19 protein-coding genes are annotated in these 22,864 nt (G+C 36.7%); 8 read left to right on the top strand and 11 right to left on the bottom strand.

Annotated elements, in window-relative coordinates:
- Positions 1-7 precede the first annotated feature (7 nt).
- Positions 8-1,294 (top strand): L-lysine 6-transaminase, encoded by a 1,287-nt coding sequence (lat, locus tag ACFS6I_RS22280; protein WP_380923876.1) that lies wholly within the window; start codon positions 8-10, stop codon positions 1,292-1,294.
- 70 nt (positions 1,295-1,364) lie between these two features.
- Positions 1,365-1,625: a hypothetical protein gene (locus tag ACFS6I_RS22275; RefSeq protein WP_380923874.1), complete on the top strand. Its 261-nt coding sequence runs from the start codon at positions 1,365-1,367 to the stop codon at positions 1,623-1,625.
- 20 nt (positions 1,626-1,645) lie between these two features.
- On the opposite strand, the gene ACFS6I_RS22270 is transcribed toward ACFS6I_RS22275, so the two are convergent.
- Entirely contained in the window at positions 1,646-2,635 is a 990-nt protein-coding gene (locus ACFS6I_RS22270) for a hypothetical protein (protein WP_380923872.1), read from the bottom strand.
- A gap of 179 nt (positions 2,636-2,814) precedes the next feature.
- Here ACFS6I_RS22270 and ACFS6I_RS22265 point away from each other — a divergent pair, with 179 nt between their 5' ends.
- The gene (locus tag ACFS6I_RS22265; protein WP_380923870.1) at positions 2,815-3,336 is read left to right on the top strand and encodes a hypothetical protein; all 522 of its coding nucleotides are present in this window, start codon (positions 2,815-2,817) and stop codon (positions 3,334-3,336) included.
- Positions 3,337-3,417: 81 nt separating this feature from the next.
- On the opposite strand, the gene ACFS6I_RS22260 is transcribed toward ACFS6I_RS22265, so the two are convergent.
- Positions 3,418-5,529 carry a type IA DNA topoisomerase gene (locus tag ACFS6I_RS22260; protein ID WP_380923868.1) on the bottom strand — a complete coding sequence of 704 codons (2,112 nt, stop codon included), beginning with the start codon at positions 5,527-5,529 and terminating at the stop codon, positions 3,418-3,420.
- 83 nt (positions 5,530-5,612) lie between these two features.
- Positions 5,613-6,977, bottom strand: coding sequence for a deoxyguanosinetriphosphate triphosphohydrolase (locus ACFS6I_RS22255; RefSeq protein ID WP_132771495.1), 1,365 nt, complete (start codon positions 6,975-6,977; stop codon positions 5,613-5,615).
- Positions 6,978-7,110: 133 nt separating this feature from the next.
- On the opposite strand from ACFS6I_RS22255, the gene ACFS6I_RS22250 reads away from it, so the two are divergent.
- On the top strand, positions 7,111-8,169 hold the full coding sequence (locus ACFS6I_RS22250; protein ID WP_380923866.1) for an aldose epimerase family protein: 1,059 nt from the start codon (positions 7,111-7,113) through the stop codon (positions 8,167-8,169).
- A gap of 75 nt (positions 8,170-8,244) precedes the next feature.
- Here the strand turns inward: ACFS6I_RS22250 and argH are convergent, their stop codons facing one another.
- The gene (gene argH / locus ACFS6I_RS22245) at positions 8,245-9,579 is read right to left on the bottom strand and encodes an argininosuccinate lyase (RefSeq protein WP_380923864.1); all 1,335 of its coding nucleotides are present in this window, start codon (positions 9,577-9,579) and stop codon (positions 8,245-8,247) included.
- A 510-nt stretch (positions 9,580-10,089) separates the two neighbouring features.
- On the opposite strand from argH, the gene rbfA reads away from it, so the two are divergent.
- From rbfA to ACFS6I_RS22225, 4 genes are read left to right on the top strand one after another with little or no spacing between them, the layout of a single operon-like run.
- Complete coding sequence (rbfA, locus tag ACFS6I_RS22240; RefSeq protein ID WP_132771498.1) at positions 10,090-10,461, top strand: 30S ribosome-binding factor RbfA; 372 nt, start codon at positions 10,090-10,092, stop codon at positions 10,459-10,461.
- 30 nt (positions 10,462-10,491) lie between these two features.
- Positions 10,492-11,142 (top strand): leucyl/phenylalanyl-tRNA--protein transferase, encoded by a 651-nt coding sequence (aat, locus tag ACFS6I_RS22235; protein ID WP_380923862.1) that lies wholly within the window; start codon positions 10,492-10,494, stop codon positions 11,140-11,142.
- Complete coding sequence (locus tag ACFS6I_RS22230) at positions 11,126-12,217, top strand: aminotransferase class V-fold PLP-dependent enzyme (protein WP_380923860.1); 1,092 nt, start codon at positions 11,126-11,128, stop codon at positions 12,215-12,217. The genes aat and ACFS6I_RS22230 overlap by 17 nt, the downstream gene beginning before the upstream one ends.
- Before the next feature lies 1 nt (position 12,218).
- Complete coding sequence (locus tag ACFS6I_RS22225) at positions 12,219-12,866, top strand: hypothetical protein (RefSeq protein WP_132771501.1); 648 nt, start codon at positions 12,219-12,221, stop codon at positions 12,864-12,866.
- Between the two features lie 26 nt (positions 12,867-12,892).
- On the opposite strand, the gene ACFS6I_RS22220 is transcribed toward ACFS6I_RS22225, so the two are convergent.
- From ACFS6I_RS22220 to ACFS6I_RS22190, 7 genes are all read right to left on the bottom strand, one after another.
- Positions 12,893-13,291 (bottom strand): hypothetical protein, encoded by a 399-nt coding sequence (locus tag ACFS6I_RS22220; protein ID WP_168127855.1) that lies wholly within the window; start codon positions 13,289-13,291, stop codon positions 12,893-12,895.
- Positions 13,292-13,511: 220 nt separating this feature from the next.
- On the bottom strand, positions 13,512-15,203 hold the full coding sequence (locus ACFS6I_RS22215) for an alkaline phosphatase family protein (protein ID WP_380923858.1): 1,692 nt from the start codon (positions 15,201-15,203) through the stop codon (positions 13,512-13,514).
- Entirely contained in the window at positions 15,193-17,172 is a 1,980-nt protein-coding gene (locus ACFS6I_RS22210; protein WP_380923856.1) for a M60 family metallopeptidase, read from the bottom strand. The genes ACFS6I_RS22215 and ACFS6I_RS22210 overlap by 11 nt, the downstream gene beginning before the upstream one ends.
- 3 nt (positions 17,173-17,175) lie before the next feature.
- Positions 17,176-18,903, bottom strand: a complete 1,728-nt coding sequence (locus ACFS6I_RS22205) for a hypothetical protein (protein ID WP_380923854.1) — start codon at positions 18,901-18,903, stop codon at positions 17,176-17,178.
- 18 nt (positions 18,904-18,921) lie between these two features.
- Positions 18,922-20,592, bottom strand: coding sequence for a DUF5008 domain-containing protein (locus ACFS6I_RS22200; RefSeq protein WP_380923852.1), 1,671 nt, complete (start codon positions 20,590-20,592; stop codon positions 18,922-18,924).
- A 33-nt stretch (positions 20,593-20,625) separates the two neighbouring features.
- On the bottom strand, positions 20,626-21,312 hold the full coding sequence (locus tag ACFS6I_RS22195; protein WP_380923850.1) for a fasciclin domain-containing protein: 687 nt from the start codon (positions 21,310-21,312) through the stop codon (positions 20,626-20,628).
- A gap of 32 nt (positions 21,313-21,344) precedes the next feature.
- Positions 21,345-22,853 carry a RagB/SusD family nutrient uptake outer membrane protein gene (locus ACFS6I_RS22190; protein WP_380923848.1) on the bottom strand — a complete coding sequence of 503 codons (1,509 nt, stop codon included), beginning with the start codon at positions 22,851-22,853 and terminating at the stop codon, positions 21,345-21,347.
- Positions 22,854-22,864 lie beyond the last annotated feature (11 nt).

Genomic DNA, 22,864 nt, shown 5'->3' with positions numbered 1-22,864 from the left:
TAACGACATGAGTACAGTTCACGAAATATTATCTAAACATTTGCTCGCAGATGGTTTTCCAATTGTGATGGATATAGAAAAATCACATGGCTCTTATCTAGTCGATCAAAATGGAGATGCTTATCTGGATTTATTCAGCATGTTTGCATCTGTTGCTATTGGTTATAACCATCCCTATCTCCTAAAGCATCAAGATTTTTTAGGTAAAATGGCGATTAACAAACCTGCTTTATCGGATATTTATCCCAAAGAATTTGCTGATTTTATGCAAGTCTTCGAACGCGTAGCGCTACCAAATGAACTGCAGTATTGTTTTTTTATTGCAGGAGGAACTTTAGCCGTGGAAAACACTTTAAAAGCTGCTTTTGACTGGAAGACACGATTAAATTTTGCTTCAGGAATTGAAAAGGAAGCTTCTCAGGTCATTCATTTCAAAGAGGCATTTCATGGGAGATCTGGTTATACACTTTCGTTGACCAATACGAAGGATCCTAGAAAACATATGTATTTCCCTAAATTTAACTGGCCGCGCATCAGCAATCCAAAACTAACATTCCCGATCACGGAAGTTGTTTTAAACGCAGTTATTGAAAAAGAAAAAACAGCCATTCGAGAAATCAGAAATGCACTTGACAATCATCCGAATGATATCGCCTGTATTATTATAGAACCAATTCAGGCAGAAGGGGGAGACAATCACTTCAGAAAAGAATTTCTACAGGCTCTGCGCGATATCTGTGATGAGCATGATATTTTATTGATTTTTGATGAGGTACAAACTGGAATTGGTTTAACAGGATCGATGTGGGCCTATCAAACGATTGGAGTTGTTCCCGATTTAATCGCATTTGGAAAGAAGACTCAGGTCTGTGGTTTGCTTGCCAACAAAGAAAAGTTTGACCGAGTAGAAAAACATGTTTTTAAAGAATCGTCCCGTATCAATTCGACTTTTGGAGGTGATTTTACCGATATGATGCGCTTTAAACTTATTTTAGAAGTGATAGAGCAGGAAAAATTAATTGAACAGATCCCTAAGAAGAGTGAACATTTTATTCAAAAACTGGAAGCTTTAGCAAGTAAGCATACACAGATAAGCAATATAAGAGGAAAAGGATTGTTTATCGCTTTTGATTTTCCCAATGAGCAGGAAAGAGACAAGTTTATTAAGGACGCTTTTGCACATAGACTGATTTTACTGGGCTGTGGAGAAAGGACGATTCGTTTTAGACCGCATCTGAATATTCAGATGAACGAAATTGACGAGGCATTTACGATCATGGAAGGGATCTTATAGGATCTTATTTGTATAGATTCCCTATTTCAAATGAATCTCGTTACATTTGCCTTTATTATTAAGATAAAATATGGATGCAAGTAAATTAGCGTTGGTTCAATTGGTGACTATTATCCATTTTGTATTAATGGCCATCGCATTATTCAGATTATTTAGGCTCAAAGATGTAACCGGGGGCTTTGTTATACTATCCATATTGGGTATGTGCGTTCCTATACTAGGTCCCTTTGGTCTTATCTTGATCGTAAACAAAAAGAAAAAAGAGATCGATCTTGCAGATGCAAAGAAAAGAAGCTCTCCTGTACAGAAAAAGAAAAAAGCCCTTAAATAATATTTAAGGGCTTTTTTTATTTATCCAAGTGGTAGCTCAATTGCTTCACGTGGAACGAAATTTCCGCTATGATCCGTTATGAAACTCATCGGACTATCCGGATCCTTAATAATCTCAAATAAAATGAAACCCCAAGGTTTCCAGAAATTCTCCAATACCTGACCGTAAACCTTTATCTGCCAGTGATCAAAAATGGGCTTCATGGACATATCTGCCAAAGGCATCGGTTCGACATATATCATTTTTGGGGTATTTAGATAGGTATATTCTGGAAGACGGTTGAAGAGGTATACAGAATAAAAATAACGTGCTGCTATTTCTTCAAATTGAACAGGGTGCAGTGTTTTTCCTTCTACCATTTTTAAAACATCTTCATGGTAGATATTATTCGTTGCATTATCTTGTAAACAAGCAACAATTCCAAAGTCATTCATTCTCAAAGAAAAAATGAGAGTATTGATTTCATCGCGATAATTAAAGGTTTCCGCAGGGTTATCTACTTTACTGATAAAAATTGAAAATGGATTGGTTCCTTCAAATTCCATGGGCTGCAGTAAGGACTGCAACATCGCATGCAAGTTTTTGAACTTCTGAACGAGCACCTGAGAGAAATTCATTTCTTCGCCTGTTAGGGTCTGTTGGCGAATACCGGTCTGAATTTCATTAAATACAACACCATACAGTATTTTAGACATCCACTGAAATAGTGTGATCTGCGGTAATTCGCTTACAGCATCAAAACCTATTGCAAATGCACGTTCTACTTCAGATTCCATTTTTTCAATTACCAATGCGGCTTCTACAGAACAAGGAAGTTTTAGACTTTTATAGGTGACGAGAGACTCGTCTAACATCTTAAAAGGTTTTTCTTCTAAATCAAAGGCACGCATCATCCATACTGGAAAAACCTGAATTTGTTCGTCCACAGATGAAAGCTCCTTCCCTGTCAAGAAACAGGTTTGGTTATCAAACTTAAATGTTTTAAATGGATTGTATAGTGATGTTGACATATAGGGCACAAAGGTACACGTTTTATAAAAAGTAAAGTCATCACAAAATAAAAATTCAGATCCTTTAATATAAATTAAAATAATTATCTTTCTTACATAAACCATCGTATCGAAATTCAGGATACATATGTGCCAATTAAAATTAATCGACAACTCATTACCTAAATCTAAATTAAAAAATGAAACTAGCCCAGTTAGTATCAGCACTACTTTTATATTTTATTTGCAATGTGGCTCTCGGTCAAGAAATTTACAAAAATAAAGAATTTGGTTTTGAAGCAGAAATTCCTGAAGATTGGTCAGTTTACAAAGAAACTCCTTCTTCTACTTCGAATTACATGATTATAGCTTGGGGAATGCCAAAATTATATTCTGAAATGGAGAAAGAAGAAATTGAAAATTCAATTTCCATAACTGCGATCAAATCCAATAGCATTAAAGATGCCGCAGATCTCGCCGAAAAAGATTATAAAAGAGTAAGCGGTTTTGCCATGAAAGTTAATAGAACAAAAATCAATTCAACGGAATACTTATGTTTCATAACAAGTTCTATTATAAAATTCAGATCTTACGTTTCTAAGCAATATTTCTTCTATAAAAATGGGACTGGATATATTGTAAATTTCACCGCCACCCCAGGAACTTATACCCAGAATGAACCAAAATTTGATGCGTTTTTTAAAACGGTTAAATTTGACTAACTAATATTGTTTGTTCTAATCTCGTGTACATAAAAAAGGGTATCTCTTGTGGAAATACCCTTTTTTATTGAGATAAGCGATTTACGCTACTCCTACTTTAAAATTTTCAAATGTCAAGACGGCATCTACTGTATTTCCTTCTTTTGTCTTCACACCTTTTAAAGTTGATGTCTTTCCTTTTTCAAGCAGGTTCTTCATCTCTTTTTCTTCCAGCATAACGCCATTCAGGGTGCGCCATATTTTGAAATCACACCCTCTTGCATAATGGTCACATTGTGCGACTTTATCAAATAACTGAATTTGTCCAGCTGCACATTTCGGACATTTTATCTTTCCTTTCTGCAACGGTTTAATTTCTTCATGGGCAATAGAAATTCTTAATTGCAAAAGTTCTTTTGTAATGCGTTCTGTGTAGTCTTTAATATGCTTCATAAAGACTTCATACGAAACTTTATTGGCCCGCATTTCTTCCAGTTTCTGTTCCCATTTACCCGTTAGCGTTACTTTTGCTATTGAACGGTCTTTTACTAGATTATATACGGTCAGCCCTTTATCTGTGGGAATGAGTTTCTTTTTATCGCGTTTAATATAATCTCTTTGAAACAATGTTTCAATTGTTGCTGCCCGCGTAGCAGGAGTTCCCAATCCACAGTCTTTCATAGCCTGACGCATTTCATCATCATCGATTTCTTTTCCCGACGTTTCCATTGCTTTTAACAATGATGCTTCTGTGTGTATCGGCTTTGCCTTGGTAAATCTTTCTGATAGTTCTAACGATAAGATTTCCAATAACTCTTCTGCTGTCAATTTAGGTAATTGAGCATTTTCATTATCTTGATCTTCGGTATTTTTATCTTCATCAGGCAGTTCAACCTGATCTGCTGATAGACGCCACCCATATTGCTTAATAACTGTTCCTTTTGCAATTAACTCGACACCTCCTGCATTTATCACGACCGTGGTAATATCTTTTAAACAGACATCGGAAAAACTTTCTACCATACGTTTAGCAATCATATTGTAGATATTGCGCTGTTCCTGCAGTAAAGCTCCCGGCTTTTCATCTGTCACTAACAGTGCGTGGTGATCGGTTACCTTCTTCTCATCTACAGATCTTTTATTGAGTTTTGCTCCAATGAGATTGCGTGAAATCGTCGCTATACCTTCTTCTGCTGTATCGGCTAAATGTTGAAATAATTCTTCAATCTGTTCGAATACATCTTCTCCAATATACCGGGACCCAGTACGGGGATAGGTAATGACTTTTTTCTCATAAAGTGTCTGTGCTATATTTAAGGTCTGATCGGCAGAATATCCGTATTTCTTATTAGCATCCTGTTGTAGGGAAGTCAAATCAAATAATAAAGGCGGCTGTTCTTTTGTTTCTTTTGCTTCAACTTTAGTTACTGTGGCTTCTGACCCAACGGTAATCTTTGCAATAGCTTCTTCTGCAACATCCTTTTTATCTATTTTTTCGGAGGTAGCTTTGAATTTGATATTCTCTTTTTCAAAACCGGCCTGAATTTTATAGAAAGTCTGGGGTTTGAAATCTTTGTTTTCTAAATATCGAGAACAAATCATCGCCAATGTCGGGGTTTGCACTCGACCAAGTGATAACAAACCTCTATTACCAGCGGCCAAGGTGATAGCCTGTGTGGCATTGATTCCGATTAACCAATCGGATTCTGAACGGGAACGTGCTGACATATATAAACTGTCGTATTCTGTTCCTTCTTTGAGATTTGCAAATCCTTCTTTAATTGCTTTGTCCGTTTGCGAGGATATCCACAAGCGTTTAAAAGGAACTTTTGCTCCCAGGTAGTAGTAAATATTTCGAAAAATCAACTCTCCTTCTCGTCCAGCATCGGTTGCGACGATTACTTCTTCTGCTTTATCTAACAAATACTTAATCGTATTCAATTGCTTTAGTGCACCGGCATCATCAATTTGCTTGCCATCACGTTTTAGCTTTTTTGATTCCAGTTTAAATTCTGTGGGAATAATGGGCAAATTTGCGATTGACCAATTATGAAATCCGTAAGCTTGTGGTGTACACAGTTGAACCAAATGCCCAAAAGCATAGGTGAAAGCATATCCATTTCCTGAAATGTAACCATCATTGGTTTCTTTTGCACCCATAACTCGGGCCAAATCTCGTGCAACGGATGGTTTTTCGGCAATAACGACTTTCATATTTTTTATTTAGATAAAATACACGATCGCGAAAAGGTGCCTTTTCACAATCCCGAAATTTTTAATATTGTATATTCTTAAGCTTAATCTATTGAAGGAATAATCATACCTGTTATCTTGCGATATAGATCGATGGCATAGACATCTGTCATTCCTGAAACAAAATCCAAAACGGATCTTATTTTAGAATAAGAATCTTCTTGATCTGTATAAAATTGATGTGGAATTAATGCTACTAATTTTTCATCATAACTATTTTTATTCTTTTTTAGATAAGCTGGAACAAACTCGGCCAAGAGCGCGTTCATCACTTTATAGCCAGCTACCTCAATCTGCACAACCGTAGGGGCGTTATAAATCTTCGCTACTGATATTTTATTAATTCTTTTGAGATGTGCTACGATATCAGCGTCTAAAGCATCCATCAGTGCAGATGGAAAAGTACCTTTCAAAAATTGCTCCTGCTCATTATAAAAAACGTCAACACATGCTTTTGTCAACGTATTGATTGCTTTTGCTCGTAACAGTGCTACTCGGCTGGCGGTATCGTAAAGAGAATCCAAACGGGCTCTTAGATCTTCTCCGCCACATAGCGGTAATAGTAAATCTTCAACTTCGGGATAAGATAAAATTTTTAAATGATGTGCATCTTCTAAATCGATAATATTATAGCAAATATCATCTGCGGCCTCTACGAGATAGACTAATGGATGCCGTAAATACCCCTTAGGATTTGTTGGGTCTTCCAACAGTCCTAACTCTGCAGCTATCGTTTCAAAGGTTTCTCTTTCCGATGCAAAGTATCCATATTTTTTACGGTGGTGATTTTTCTTGATATGACCATCAATCGCGGCACATGGATATTTAACAATTGATGCTAAAGAGGTATATGTTAAAGCAAATCCTTTATCATCTTTTCCGTTGAAAGGATGTGTTAGTATTCGCAATGCATTGGCATTACCTTCGAAATGTGTCAGATCTGCCCATTCTTCTTTCGTTACCTGTTCTTGATATTTACGACCATCACCCTCTGTAAAGTAAGTCGAAATGGCAGCTTCTCCGGAATGTCCAAATGCCGGATTACCCAGATCATGAGAGAGACATGCGGCAGATACCATATTGCCGACTTCTTGTAGATAGGGATATAATTCATCAATCTCTGAATCTGCGTCTTTCATCTTTGTGTAAAACAAACGTCCCAATGATCTTCCGACGCTAGCTACTTCTAGACTATGGGTAAGTCTATTGTGAACAAATACCGCTCCTGGCAAAGGGAATACCTGTGTTTTATTCTGCAATCTTCTAAATGGTGAAGAAAAAATCAATCTATCATAATCACGTTGAAATTCTGAACGTGCTATTAAATGACTATCACTGACACGATGTTCATAACCCCAGCGTTTAGCGGATAGTAATTGTTTCCAATTCATACTTGTATTTACAGACATATTGCAAATATACATTTTTTGATTTTCTAAGTGCTGTGGCATTTTCGAAATTGATTTTTTATAAATAGCAAGAATCGTTTTTTAAAAAGTTTATAATCTTTATCTTTAACAAGGAATCAAAACAACCATCATCATGAGTAACTATCATTTGCCGTCTATCCATAATTTTACCAGCACTGTTAACGAGAAGAACACGCACCTTATTATTTTAAAAAATACGCGCGGGATGCAGGTTGCTCTTAGTGATTATGGTGCTCGAATAGTCAGTATCCTTGTCCCTGACAACAAAGGAAAACTTACTGATGTTGCTTTGGGTTTTAGCAATATTGGTCTTTACTATCGCGCTGATGAACAATATCACGGTGTCACAGCAGGAAGATTTGCAAATCGTATCGCAAATGGAAGGTTTGAGTTAAATGGTAATGAGTATCAGCTTCCTATAAATAATGGCATCAATTGTTTACACGGTGGACCTGAGGGTTTTCATAAAAAAATATGGGATCGTCGTGTCAGTTATGAATCACAGGCTGAATTTTACCTCGTTTCTAAAGATGGCGAAGAAGGATTTCCTGGAAATTTGAATGTTTCGGTTACATATACGTTAACAAATGACAATGAAATCATTATCAAATACAGAGCAGACAGCGATAAGGATACCGTGATCAATTTGACCAATCATACTTATTTCAATCTAAATGGAGAGGGATCTGGAGATATTCTAAGTCATCAGTTAAAAATAAACTCAGATGCTTACCTTGCTGTCGATGAGAACCAAATTCCGATTGCAAAAGTTCTGGTAGAAGGAACACCTTTCAACTTTAAAGAATTTAAATCCATTGCGCAGGATATTACTGCTAACGACGAACAGCTGATTGCTGCCAAAGGATATGATCATTGTTTTGTCAACAACAGCCCTATTTCAACAGCTTGTGCTACGGCATACGCTCCGAAATCGGGTATACGCTTAGATGTTTTTACTACTGAACCAGGGGTACAATTGTATACAGGCAACTGGATGACGGGAAATGACACCGGTAAATCTGGAAATGTTTATCTGCCCTATGCAGGTTTCTGTTTAGAAACACAACATTTTCCGGATAGTCCCAATCAACCGGACTTTCCTTCCACAGTTTTAAAAGCGGGAGAAGAATTTATATCGGAAACTCATTTTAAATTCTCTCTTGAAAAATAGCATGAATTGGTTAGAAAGTTAAATGGTTAGAAAGTCAGATTACTTTTTACACTAACTTTCTAACCGACTAATTGGTTACGATTTCACCAACTGACTCAAAGCATTTTCCACTTTGTCAAATCCAAATGCGGCAATTACTTCTTTAAACATACGTTGTATCTGATCATTACCTAAATTACCGATACTTCCTTCATGGGTATGATTCACTTCTTTTGATGGCTGGAATTCTCCTGCATCAATCGCTATACCAATATTTTTATAGGCTTCACGGAAAGGAACACCTTTTAGAACTTCATTATTGACAACTTCAACTGAGAATAGATAATCGTATTTTGGATCATCTAAAACATCTTTTTTCACTGAAATATGTTCTAGCATAAACGTTGCAATTTCTAAGCAATCATTCAATGACTTAAATGCTGGGAAAAGGTTTTCTTTTAGCAATTGTAAATCACGGTGATATCCAGAAGGAAGATTGGTTGTCATCAATGCGATCTCATTGGGTAATGCTTGAATTTTGTTGCAACGTGAACGGATCAATTCAAAAACATCAGGGTTCTTCTTATGTGGCATAATACTAGATCCTGTTGTTAAATGTGCAGGGAATGAAATGAAACCAAAATTTTGATTGATGTATAGGGTGACATCCATGGCAAATTTTGCTAAAGTAGCCGCGATGGAACTCATCGCCTGTGCTAAGATACGTTCTGTCTTACCTCTACCCATTTGTGCATAGACTACATTATAATTTAAATCATCAAATCCCAATAGATTTGTTGTCATTGTCCGGTTTAAAGGAAAAGAAGATCCGTAGCCAGCAGCAGATCCTAAAGGATTTTTATTACATACTTTCCATGCTGCTTTCATCAATTCCAAATCATCGACTAAACTTTCTGCATATGCTCCAAACCACAATCCAAATGAGGATGGCATAGCGATCTGCAAATGTGTATAACCTGGAATCAGGATGTCTTTATATTGTTCACTTAATTTAATCAGTTGCTGAAAGAAAATCTGTGTATTACCGACCATGTTTTGGATTTCGGTTCTGAAATACAGCTTCAAATCTACGAGTACCTGATCATTTCTTGAGCGTCCGGAATGAATTTTCTTTCCTGCTTCTCCAATCCGCTGGGTTAATAACATCTCTACTTGTGAGTGTACGTCTTCAACAGAGTCCTCTATTTCAAATTCTCCGGCACTAATTTCTTGATAAATATTTTTCAGTTCCTGCTGTACAATAGTAAGGTCTTCATCGGTCATCAAGTTGATACTATTCAGCATACGAGTATGGGCCAAAGATCCCAAAACATCAGCGGCTGCTAACTGCAAATCCATCACTCGATCATTACCTACAGTAAAAGATTCGACAAATGAATCAACATCTATATTTTTTTGCCAGATTTTCATTTTTTTAGTACGCTATTTATATACTTGACAAAAATACCATTTGAAAACAAATAAAACAATTGAAGTTCAGCTCATACTATGGATCGATGTGACAATTGATCGAATTCGATCGATTGTTTTACAGTAATGTGGGTATGATTTTATATTAAATAAAAATATTTTTATGTTAAATGTTTGTTAAAACTCAGTAAACAGCGATAGTGAGTGAGCGATTACTTTGTTTTTAATTCACCCATTGTGACAACAATTTAATTTTTATATGTTTGTATCATAAGGGAGAGTGAAATATAAAAATATACGTTTTAAAGTTAGCAAACACTTACTTTTAAAACCGTAAAAAAACCAAACTATGATAGACCATAACGTCTCTAAACTTTAAGAAATTGAACCCTAACTAATTATAAACCAAAATTATACAGGCATATCCCTCCAAGATATGCCTTTATTCTTTTTTATATTTATCTTTGTACCTATAATAGGGTGAATTTTCACGAAACAAAAACTAAAACGATGGGAACAGAAAGCAAAAGACAACAACGTTTTGCAGGTGTATTACAGCAAGACTTAGCTGAATTACTGCAACGCGAAGGTAATAGTTGGGCTCCTGGGGCATTTATTACGGTTACGCGTGTACGTGTAACACCGGACTTAGCTATAGCAAGAGTTTATTTAAGTTTTTTAAATACCAAAACAGCTCCTGAGGATTTAAAAGCAATCCGCACTAAAACAACAGAAATTCGCTACAAATTAGGCTCTAAAATTAAAAATCAAGTTCGGATTGTTCCACAACTGGATTTCTTCTTGGATGACACCAATGAATATGTAGAGCATATGGATAAAATATTTGAAGAAATTAGTAAAGAAACGAGACAACCAGATTAAACAATCTGGTTTTTTTGTCTATTTTTAAAAATGGTTTTCAACTTAGATCCTGATAGTATTAGCTTTCCACATCCTGAACTTGCTGATGAAGATGGTTTACTGGCAGTTGGTGGTGATTTGAGTGCGGATAGACTGATATTAGCCTACGAGAATGGGATATTTCCTTGGTTTAGCGAAGATTCTTCTATACTTTGGTATGCTCCACATGAACGGTTTGTCATCTTTCCAGAGCATTTAAAAATCAGCAAAAGTATGCTTCAAATCTTAAAAACTGATAAATTTTCGATTACTGTCGACAAGGCTTTCACCGAAGTCATCCACAGCTGTGCTAAGATTGAACGTAAAGATCAAGACGGAACCTGGATTACTTCTGATATGATCGATGCTTATCAGGAACTACATCGGATCAATTATGCGCATTCCATAGAAGTGTGGGAGAATGAAAAATTAGTCGGTGGTCTATATGGTATTTATATCAATCAGGTGTTTTGTGGTGAAAGTATGTTTTCCACCGTATCTAATGCTTCAAAAGCGGCTCTCATCTATTTAATTACTCATTTCAACTTGAAATTTGTAGATTGTCAATTCCATACGCCACATTTGGCTTCTATGGGCGGTACAAGTATTTCGCAACAAGAATATCTGTCTATATTAAAAGAACAAAATGCAAACACCTTATAAATCTTACTTTGATATCCCTGATGACGTTTCTTATTTAACTACACCAGGTTCCGGCTTAATTCCCATCTCATCTAAAGAATGGCGTCTGAAAAGAGATGCTGATTTTTTTTCAACAGCAACAGATCTGCGTGAAAAACAGGGTGAATTTAATCTCGCGGTAAAAAAGAGTATCGGAAAGTTCTTCACAACTGCTATTCACAATGTTTATAACACCGCTAATTTTTCAACAGGATTCAATGCTTTGTTGGACCGCTTGCCAAAGGATTCAAAAATTTTATTGTTTGAAGGAGACTATCCTTCTGTTAATTTTCCTGTTATTTCTAGGGGTTTTGAACATGTGACAACCCCTGTTGATGAAAAGTTGGAAGAGCATATTACCCATGCTATTAAAAAACACGAACCGACTGTTTTTATATTTAGTATCGTGCAATACATTTCTGGTATCAAAATCAATCTCGAATTTATTAAACAATTGAAAGAGAAATTTCCGGAATTGCTTATAATTGGTGATGGTACTCAATTTTTGGGAACTGAAGTTTTTGACTTCTCCCAGTCGGGATTTGATGTTGTTGGTGCCAGTGGTTATAAATGGCTTTTAGGTGGTTATGGCAACGGCTTCCTTCTTGTTAGTGATTATGGAAAACAGATCTTGTTTCCAAACTTGGCCACACAAAACGTCGAAATTGACAAAATGTGGGCAGGAAAAGGTATCGATCAACTTTATTTCGAGCCTGGACATCTAGATACTTTATCTCACGGAACATTACAAAAGGGTCTGGAGTTTTTGTCCGAACTCGGATTGGAACACACAGCTGCTTATACGCAACAATTAGTAAAGCTTGCCAAACAGGAATTGAGTAAACGGAAAATATTAACCGCAGTGGCTATTAACAGAGCTGAAACAAGTACAATCTTTAATTTGCAGATTGATCAAGGGCACTTTAATATATTAATGGAAAACAATATCAAATGCTTTCCACGTGGTAATGGTATAAGAATCGGATTTCATCTTTATAATGATGAAACAGATTTAGAAAAATTATTAAGAATTATTGATACTAAAATTTTAAAATAACATGGGTTTCAAAATAGGCGATTTAGTACGGTTTGTAGATGAACCAATCGAGGGACATATCACCTCCTTTCAATCCAATGACCTCATCGGTGTAACAGATGATACTGGATTTGAAATACCGGTACAGGCAAGTAAATTGACTTTAGTGCATGGAAATATGCGCCGTGATGATGACGAGCTTAATGAACAAGCTGAAGAAATACCTTCAAAATTTATTGAGAAGGGTATCTTACTGGCAATTTCTGGTGATCATAAAGATGGATTAGCGAAATTACATCTCGTGAATCAGACTTCTTATGAATTACTGGTTAGCATTGCTGATACCAATGTCAACAAGGCTAAAGGCATATTTGCTGAAAAAATCAGTAAACATGATTCTGTTCAATTCTACTCTGGGAATTTTGCTACTGTGGGTAAATGGCCAACATTCCGTTTTCAGATTATCAGACATGCCAACAGTTTGCAAGCGATCCAAAATCCAATTGTAAAAGAACAGCGTGTACGTCCTGTCGATTTAACGAATCCAAAGGAGATCAACGATATCCTTGGCGAAAAAGTATGGATATATGAACTGGATAAAGAAGAAGAGGATTTAGGCTTAGATAAACTGAAGTCTCATTTTATTTCACATCGTCCGAATAAAAAATAAGCTTGGAAAATTTCCAAGCTTATTTTTTATTCTTCAATCTGCTTTACTTTTTTCACACTCAGTAATAAAAGTGCAATACCGACTAAATAGACAATCCACCCCCAACGCATATGTATTGATTTGGATAATAGTCGATCTGCAAATCCCCATCCGAAATAGTTATTGATCTTAAAAAATACAGCAGAAATACTGATCAGGTACCAAACTGCTGCTACCCGGGTCATCAAGCGATATCCTGTTAATTGCCTTACAAAGAAAAGTAGGGCTGTTATTCCTATAATCATATAGGTAATAAAAAACAATGCAGTATCTGTTTGATAGAGGTTCCAATTTCCTTTAATCGGTACCTTCAACATCGGCAACATCCCTGCTAAGAGGCAGAGAATCAAACCTGATAAGGCTAAGCTTTTTCTGATGATAATCATAATATCCAAATTAATATGGCGCAAAAATAATCATCTGCCTGATGAGTTTTGATATTTATTTTTATTAAAAATATCATTCCCTAAAACCATATGCTACAACATTTGAAAATAGAGCAAAAGAAACTCCAAAACAAGGTTTTTAATCTCGTTTTGGGGTTTCCAGACATGAACCTCAGCTATTCTATAGCTATAGCCTATTCTTAATAATTGGATCAAACATCTAATTTTTCAGGAATTCCAATTCAAAATTATTCAGATATGGTTTTCCATCGTAATTGAAATCCGCTAGAATTTCGATATTCATCCAGTATAAACAAAGGGCGGCAATGTCACTTGTTGCTGTCGGGATAGAGATTTTAGCGGTAATAGGCACTGGTTCCGTACCTGGAGCATAATCATCTTCTAAATACGTCCATTTATAATCTCCTGATAAGGACATATTATAACCTCCTGGAGCTTTGTTGAAATAAGTTCCTTCAGAACCTTCATCCATTGGCCAAAATCCAATTAGGCTTGCGTAGTTTGGATGTTTTGTAATATCTTTTAGGCCAACCGCATCTTTTATTGTATTGGCCTCAAGTGCTACATTATAATAAGACAAATTAGCCGTATACAGACTTAGATTATTACCGGTATTATCAACATATTTATGGCCAACTCTTAAAGCATCTGCTACCGTTAAACTCCTATTTGCCAATATGCTACCTGAGCTATTCTCTACACCATCTGTGTAAATAGTTACTGTACGTGCAGTTGGATTAGGAGATCCCGTAGTTTTTACGACCATTGTCAAGGTGTGCCATTTACCATCAGCAACATTACTAGTACTAGAAATTTGGGTTTTACCACTTCCTCCATTTTGAGTTCCTCCAAATACAACACCCCAACTGTTTCCGCTTTGTAACCATAGCCATCCCGTCATACTTTGTCCTCTTAAATCACTGCCCTTCGATAAAAAACCTGGCCACTGAGTTGTTAAATTAAACTTAACATCCATCTGTACGGTAAAATCTTTAGTTGTACCCCCATCATACAGCCCGTTATCTTGATCAACAGTCGCTCTCGCAGTGGTTCCTTGAAAGAGCGAAGGGTTGAATCCTGATTTTTTCAATTCATACTCCTGTAAATTTGGCTGACTGACGATTGTAAATCCATTTTTTGCATCGGTATTACTGCCTCCATGATTGGTCGTCACAACAATCAACCAATCTTCTTTCTCATAATTCTTTCTGGCTTTAATGGCTTCGACAATATTTCCGATGTATTCATCCGATTTTGCGATTGCCGCTTTAAACTTAGCATTATTAACCGTATAACCACCGTCTTCACCTGCTTTCTGCACATCACGTAAGTTAACTATAATGGTTCCTAGACTATTGACCCTACTCAATAGACTAACAGTACTATCTTTGACCGCAAGGTCTGAATTTACTTTCGGCGCATAGTCTGCATTGCGGGTGTAATCTCTCAATTCTTCCCATGTGGTGACCATCGCTGTGGTCACTGATTTGTATTGGGTAACATAATCCAAAACATTTCTAAAATTAACCGGATCGGTATGATCTTCATCATGTCCTTCATCCGTTCTTTCAAAATTATCAGCACTCACTTTATGTTTTGAGAAACCTGTTCCCGTTAACATGGAAACCCAGCCCGCGGCATTAGATGATGTTGCTAATGTATTATACGAATACTTGGAATGTTTCTGTAAAGTGGCCAAATTTGTTGGAATTGCCTTTTGTAACTCTTCGCCAGCTAAACCGTCAATACTGATCACAATGATCTTCCGTTGCAAGCCATTAAAGTCTTTAATATCTTCAAATACAGGGGGAGGGTTATCGTATTTTTTACAGCTGGACATTACCCCAATGTTCAGCACAATTCCTAGTAGGATTAATATCTTATTTTTCATATTTTTCATCATAAAAAGTTCCTATCTCTGCCATTGTCGCATGAACTCCTCCTGCATAGTTTGTTGGTTCATTAAAATTAAATCTCAGATATCTAGCATCATAAATTTTAGGTAATAAAACCTCTTGTCTGGCAATTATATTTTGTAAATCATACGTTCCTACATTCGTCCAAGTTTTATTATCTAAGGAAACAAGTATCTCCACTTTTTTAGATCTACCATTTGGAGAGTTCTGTCTGGCATAAAAATAAAAACCCGATACCTTGAGATTTTTATTCATATCTAATATTATATGATGTGGAGGAGGAGGTGATTCTCCATTCCATTTGGTATGCCAAAATGTATTAATATTTCCATCTAAAACAGCTCTAGCTAAACCATCAGGATTGCCACCTTCTGCTGGTTCTTCAGTAGAAAATCCAGCAATACTCCATTCAGATCTGTTATAGTCCACTTTAGTAGGAATAAGTTCTTCACCTCCTGTTTTTGTTAACGGGTTATAAGTCCATATTTTTTTCGCTAGTCGTTGATATTTTTCTTTAAGACGATCTGCTAACTGTGGACTATAAGTAATGCCCCATGCATCAAAAAATGGCGACAAATTTGTCTGTGTATATTCGGAAAGCTTTTCAAGTACCCAATTATGTTTAGTGATATCGTTTGGATTATAACGTGTAGCTTTACGGGCTTCTTTATATAGATGAGTCATCGCTCCATAACCGTATATTTCAAATATCTGCACAAAAGGTGTCATTCGTTTAAACGGATCATCCATCGCAGCATCAGTATCAAAATTTTTAAGCCCTTGCAGGTTTGCGTAGGCAACTGCTTCTGGAAAACCACTGTTAACGGCTGGATGCAACACACTATAACTAGCACCAATACGGTTTGCTACTTTAAAATTAAATAAGTTGTTTGTTGTTTCACCAAGTGTACTCCAGCTCCATATACTTCCTTGCTGACAGTTATGACCAAACTCGTGATAAGATCCCCACATGCCTTCACTTGTACTGATAGACTTAAGACTCGTCATACCACCAAACCATTCGGAATCGTTGTAACCAACAAAAGGGAAACCACTATGTCCATAACCGACTGTTAATTGAATATCCAACACTCCTCTCCAGGGTCCTTGCGGACTACGATCCCTTTCATCTTCGGCATTATCCGATAATCCCATCCAACCGTTATAATCCAGTTCAAACACATCATTCCATCTGGTCATTACAGCTGTCGGATCAATAAAAGGTTCTGCAGATGTAAAAGATTTAATAACGCGATCTCTAGGAACTAAAAACACAACACGTTTAGTTCTTAACTCTAACCATGGGACCTTTGAAGCTTTTACTTTTTCTATCCATTGGTTATTATTAATCTCCCCTAAAACAAAATCCGGAGAAACACAGGCATTAGTAATACTAAACTCCACTGGGTTCGGATATGCTCGATCTGGACGGATATAGATCGTACCTCCAAATAGATTACGGACAAAATTATTACCTGGATACAATTGCTGACGCATATAAATAATCGGAGCTCGTAAAAGTGGTGATTTTCCTGTTAAATTATCAGTATGTCCGCCAATCTGCACGGAAAGTCCTTCAATTCCTTGTGGAACCACAATCTTGATCAATTCTCCCGGAGCCGCGTAGTATCCGGTACTGAACTGCGGTTCAGGTGCCACTGAAATCTTTAGATTAAGCGATGTCTGCTTTGTAAAATTCAGATCCAAGGTAAACTTTGCATCTACTACACGAGGTTCTTCAATGTCTACTAAACCAGGAAATACCTTAGCTTTAGCATACATCGATTTGTCTATAAGCTTCATATTGGTATCAATGACACCTTCTGCTTCATTTTTTGAATCATCCGGATAACCATCCGGAATATTATAACCATACTTAGAACACGATGTTACGGCTAACAACATCGTTATACTAAATAATGCTGCGAATTGTTTAAGTTTCATAATTTAGTCTTTTGGTAAGTTTATAGTAGGATTATAAAATTTACCCATTAATCCCCAGGTTTTTGGAACTGAAATATTCATCCAATTATAAATCATGACCGGAATATCTACATTATTAGGTACTGCGACAAACGCGGACTGTGATATGTTGGGTGATATATTTGGAGAAATATCCATAAAGTTTGCAAATTGGATAGTCGAACTGAAATCAAAATGATTTCCTTTTCCTGAATGATCATACATCTTATTTCCAGACGATTCATTACCTGGCCAAAAACCAATTGCATTTTCAAAATATGGATTGTCGGATCCAAATTCTTTCCGCATATACTTGATCATTTCATCATCTGATAGTGCGGTATTTAAAATAACTAGATCTTTAACTAATATATTTGTATTAAATCTGGCATCTGTACCTATTCTTAATGGAAAATTATTATCTGCATTTCTATTTGTAATATCAGAAGTACTTCTCAATACACCGTCCGAAAAAAGATTGAGTCTACGACTATTACCACTATGGTAAATCGTAAATCCCATTGTATGCCATACGCCATCTGCATGGTTAATACCTCCCCCAGGGCGAGGACTACCTGTCCAATCTACTTGAAATTCGCCTCCTCCCATTAAAAAGCTCCAGCCTGCTGGTCCTACGTCTGTACTTCCAGGATTTCTTTTACCTACAAACATCGGATAATAATCTCCATCATCATCATTACGAATTTTAAACATTAATGTATATGCTCCAGAAACTCCAAAATTTCCAATCGAGGTATTACTGTTTAAATTTGCAAGTCCGTTTGTACTACCGTTATTCGAGGCGAACCGAGGGCCGACTCCGGCATAAGGCAATGCCTCTACATTAGGCTTGGCATAATTGGCAGCAGTAAATTTTGGATTATAAAAAGAAACAAATGTATTACGTGATTCATCATCATAAATATTTGACCCTGGTTCGCCTCCTGATACTCCTCCACCCTTATTCGAAGCGATGATCACCAGCCAATTCTCACCATTATATGTTTTTCTAGCCTGTAATGCTGTCATAATTTCTCCAATATAATCATCCAGCTTGCCAATGGCTGCTGTATAAGCTGCATTGTTTTCTGAATAATCACTGCCTGCAGCTTCTTTAGCTCCTTTAAACTGAGCTACCAATAACGAAGGATCTTGCGTCGATAGTTCCGAAATAACTGCATCTTTGACTGCAGCATCGTTTGTTAGATCTTTCTTTTCCGTTGCATCTTTAGCCAAGGCATTGTTTAAGCCGGTAGCTGAAGCAAAGGATACGGTACGCAAATTGTTTTTCTCAACCTTCAAACGACTGAAAATAGTAGGTGTCTTCTGATTATCAAATCCACTAAAATCATCAGCCTGTACTTGATGCTTCGTGTAATCTACTCCTGTTAACATAGTTGTCCAGGCCCCTGCATCTGTCAAATTGTTACGCTGAAAATCGGCTAAACCATCGTAACTATACATTGATCTTTTAGTAATCAAACTGATATTTTTAGGTCCCAAGCTTTCTACCACAGATCCTTTTACTCCATCTAAAATAAGATATAAGACTCTTCTTGAACCATCGCTTACTCCAAGGGTATCATTTTTAAAAGAATCTGGAAGTTTATTTACAAAATCCTTATTACAAGAAGAACTGACTAAGATTGTAGCGATAAAAGCTGCAACACCCAACATTTTCATGCCTATCTTTGATTTTATTTCTCTTTTCATATTTAAATAAATTGGGACTTATTTAGAAATATTAATTCTTAGGATATTGCGAAAAATCGCTGCATTGAACCTGCTGATCTCACCGACCAGAATTACTTTTGATTCTTTTGCATTTTCTGTTTCGATCATATCATACACTCTTCCCTGAAAACCACCTGTATTATTATAACTTACCGCCAGTTTTCCATCTGGTTCCAAAATCATAAATCCTTGACGGAGATAGCTTCCATATTTATTAAAGCTACCAGTCACGAGGATCTTACCGCTATTCAATTGCGCCGCAAAAGTAGCCCCGCCCCCACTGATCAATTCACCTTTAAATGTATCATCGACTGACCCATCAGCATTTAATACCGCAAGCGTTGATGAGGGCTTTCCATTGTAGGTCGTAAAATTACCGGTAACGATTATTTTAGTCGTATTTGCATTATAACGAATGGAATAAATATCCCCATTAGCCGCAGCACCAGATTGGAACGACTTGTCAACAGAACCATCCAAATTTAATCTCACGATACGGTTTGCCGGCTCATTATTAAATGTTGTAAAATTGCCGACCAGAATCAACTTACCATCAGCTTGCATAATCGCATCAGCAATACCTCCATTAGCTCCTACAGGACTTTGTCGTGCCTCTCGATTGAAATGAAATGTTGAGTCCATAGACCCATCCATATTCATGCGTACTAATTGTGACATCCGAGTCATATCATAAACCTTCTCATCATAACTTGAATTAGGAAGAAACATACGAACATAAGATGTGAAACTTCCTATAGCGTATACTTTTTCACCAAAAACGAATGTCTTTCTAATAAAACCCAATACACCACCATTGAAGGCCGGAATTGTATCAACATCTTTCCAGGTTATTTCAGGTTTTGGATTAACAATCTCAGTTGTTGTGACCGTATCTAAAGAGCCATTAGCATTTAATCTTGTGATGTTTCCAATGGTCCTACGATTTTCTTTCCGGCTATTATAAGCATTAAAACTACCTGCAATAATAAATTTCCCATTTTGCGCACCAGAACTGATCCGGTTTATTGATGTAATAGCTTTTAAACCACCTTCCACACCTATACCGAAACTAACACCAGATGTGGTATAATTCCCTTCAGGGCCAATTTGCACAATTCCTCCATTAGGAGCTTTTTCGGTTCCCTGTTGTTCGAAATTATTAAAATATCCAGTTAACCAAATATTACCATTCGGTAACTGTGTGGTACTAAATATGCCTGACCCAAAACCTTCTCCAATAGTAGATGCACCATTGATCACTTTGAAGGTCGGATCAAGTGAAACTTTTCCTCCAATCTTGACAATCGGTCCAAAAAAGGACTGATCGTTTGCTGTAATCCAAACACTTCCAGTACTTGCTGTCAATGGCACCACAAACTGAATTGTTGTATCTGTATAATTCAACACTTCAGCCTCTATCTCATTGACAAATAGCTTAAAGGCATCCTTATACTTCATTAAACCCCTAACCTTCAAATCTAAAGTACTTCCTGCTTCCACAATGTCAGGATCTGTAGTCTTGGAAACAAAACCGATATCCAACACCTCTTTTCCCCCTGCATATGGATCGTCTGCTAATCCCTTGCTCTTTGAACAGGCCCCTACCACAAAGGCAAGTCCCATTACCACAACAAGCAATCTTGTTCTATATTTTATGTTACGTAACATCTTTCAAATCATTTATTAAATTGAAATAATTAATTATGGTGTTGCCGGTGCAATACCCGCCGCAATAGCCTCATCTATAAACTTTGCAGTATTGAAACCGAATGTATGTTTGACACGTGTTAACACATGCAATACCCCATTATTGGTCTGAATATCTGAAGTGGCAACAGGATTATTCTGCAAAGCAACCTGTGGATTTGACAAATCGGGAATGTATGCTAAAAATAACTGACGATATCCCGCATATTGCACTCCGCCAGCATTATTATAGATAACACCTATGTTCATAATACGTCCAGAATAACTTGTATAATTTTGACCAGGAAAAGCAATATATGAAAGGGTATCACGCTGGGGATAATCTTTCATCAAGGAAGAGCTTTTGAATATATACTGTAAAAGTGTATTTTTCCATACTGCGGGCTTAATCTGATTAAGTTTTGATACGGTATCGCGTCCTTCAAATCTCAGAGATCTATTGAGCTGTATAATTGCTTTGTTTACAGAGCCACTAGGAGGAGCAAAAAAAGTTACATTTTCTTTATCCAAAACCTCATCCAATCCCGCTAAACTGATGATCGTAAGTGTTGAATCAAAAAAAGGCTGTTTTGCTTTCATATAAGCTAATGTAGATCCTTCAAATTTTGGATCGTGAACACCCGAATCATAATAATATTTCTTACAGCTGGTAGAAAATAGCACAACTAGTGCTATGATCATATAAAAGATTCTATTGTTTAAGTTCATAATGATTAATTCCAAAAATTATTTCCGATTAAACCTGGGTTAGCACTACGCTCTTCTGCAGTGATAATCAACGGCCAGGTCCATGCACCATTATTAAAATTACCTACACTCATGGGTGCATTGGCAAATTCTGAATTGACAACACGCTTTGTTCTCACTAAATCAAAATAATACTGTCCTTCGCCGATGAGCTCACGGCATCTTTCTTTAAAAATATCGTCTTTTAGAGTCTCACCTCCTGTGGTGATCTCGGTAGCACCAGCATTTAATCTGATCTGGTTCAAAAATGCTTTAGCTTCTGTTTCCTGACCAAGTTCAGCATGTGCTTCTGCAACTAATAAAATTGCATCGGACAATCTAAAAATAATAGCGCTGTCATCACTGACCATCGTTACTCCTGAACCAGAGCCTCTAGCGTAAGTATTGATAAATTTTTTAAACTGAAAAGTTAGAGAGTTCTCACTTACATTATCAAACCAAAGTGTGCGTCTTTGATCAGAAATTCCGGCTGGATATAGCTTTTCAAGATAATTTCCTTGGTAGGCCATTCGGCTGGTTGTCGTTGTCACAGTACCACGATAAGGATAATGAGAAAAGAAATATGAATAATTGGCATAATCTGAAAAGGTCTCACCATAATTATAATCCTGCAAGATACTGAACAAGTTTTCAGGTGAACGACCTTTAAAAATACGTTTCGTATTCTCAACAGTAATAGGTAAGAGACGGTAGTCTGTATACGTTTTTAACTCTTCTCCTAAAGCGGTGACAGCTTTATAGTATACCGATTTATCTGCTGTATCCCAAGCAGCAGCCCACATATTCAGATGCATCAATAACGCCACTGCAGAGGCTCGCGTCGGTCTAAGACCTAATAATGATGCTTCAGGATATTTAACAGGAAGATCATCCTTTGCAGCGCTCATATCTGCAATACACTTTTTCAGGACTTCAAGTTGTGGTAAACGTGGCAACGGTTTACTATTATAGGCTTCTGTATAATAAATGGCATCGCCAAACATTTTACAGATATACATGTAACTCAGATTGCGCGTAAAAACTGCTTCTGCTTGATATCTCTTTTTCTCTGATGCCGTTATGATTGCATCAGGCATTTTTCCAACTTCGTCATGAAGAATATTGCTGGCAGCAATTACATCATACCAGCCTTTCCAGCTCATATTCTCCCTAATAACGCCATCAAAACTATCTCCTCCACTTATAATCCCTTTCAAGTTATTATAAATTAAATTCAGATAAGTTGCAGGACCACTCAACGAGCCAATCCAATTACCTCTAATTTCCAAACTTGGCAGTAATGCTGTATTGCCTATTTTGTTTTTTAATCTTAGGTAAATCCCATTGGTATACCCTTCTACATCTTTTTTGGTTTCCCAAAAATTATTTCCGGACAAAGCATCAATGGGGGTAACGTTCAAAAATTTCTCACAGCTTGATGTGGATAACACAAGTGCCGTAACGCCAAGTATATATGCTAATTTTTTTATTTTCATGATATCAACAA

The sequence above is a fragment of the Sphingobacterium anhuiense genome, assembly GCF_042686355.1.
Taxonomy (GTDB): Bacteria; Bacteroidota; Bacteroidia; order Sphingobacteriales; family Sphingobacteriaceae; genus Sphingobacterium; species Sphingobacterium anhuiense.
The sequence above is the reverse complement of the archived record's forward strand: the minus strand, read 5'-3'. Positions and strand labels throughout refer to the sequence as shown.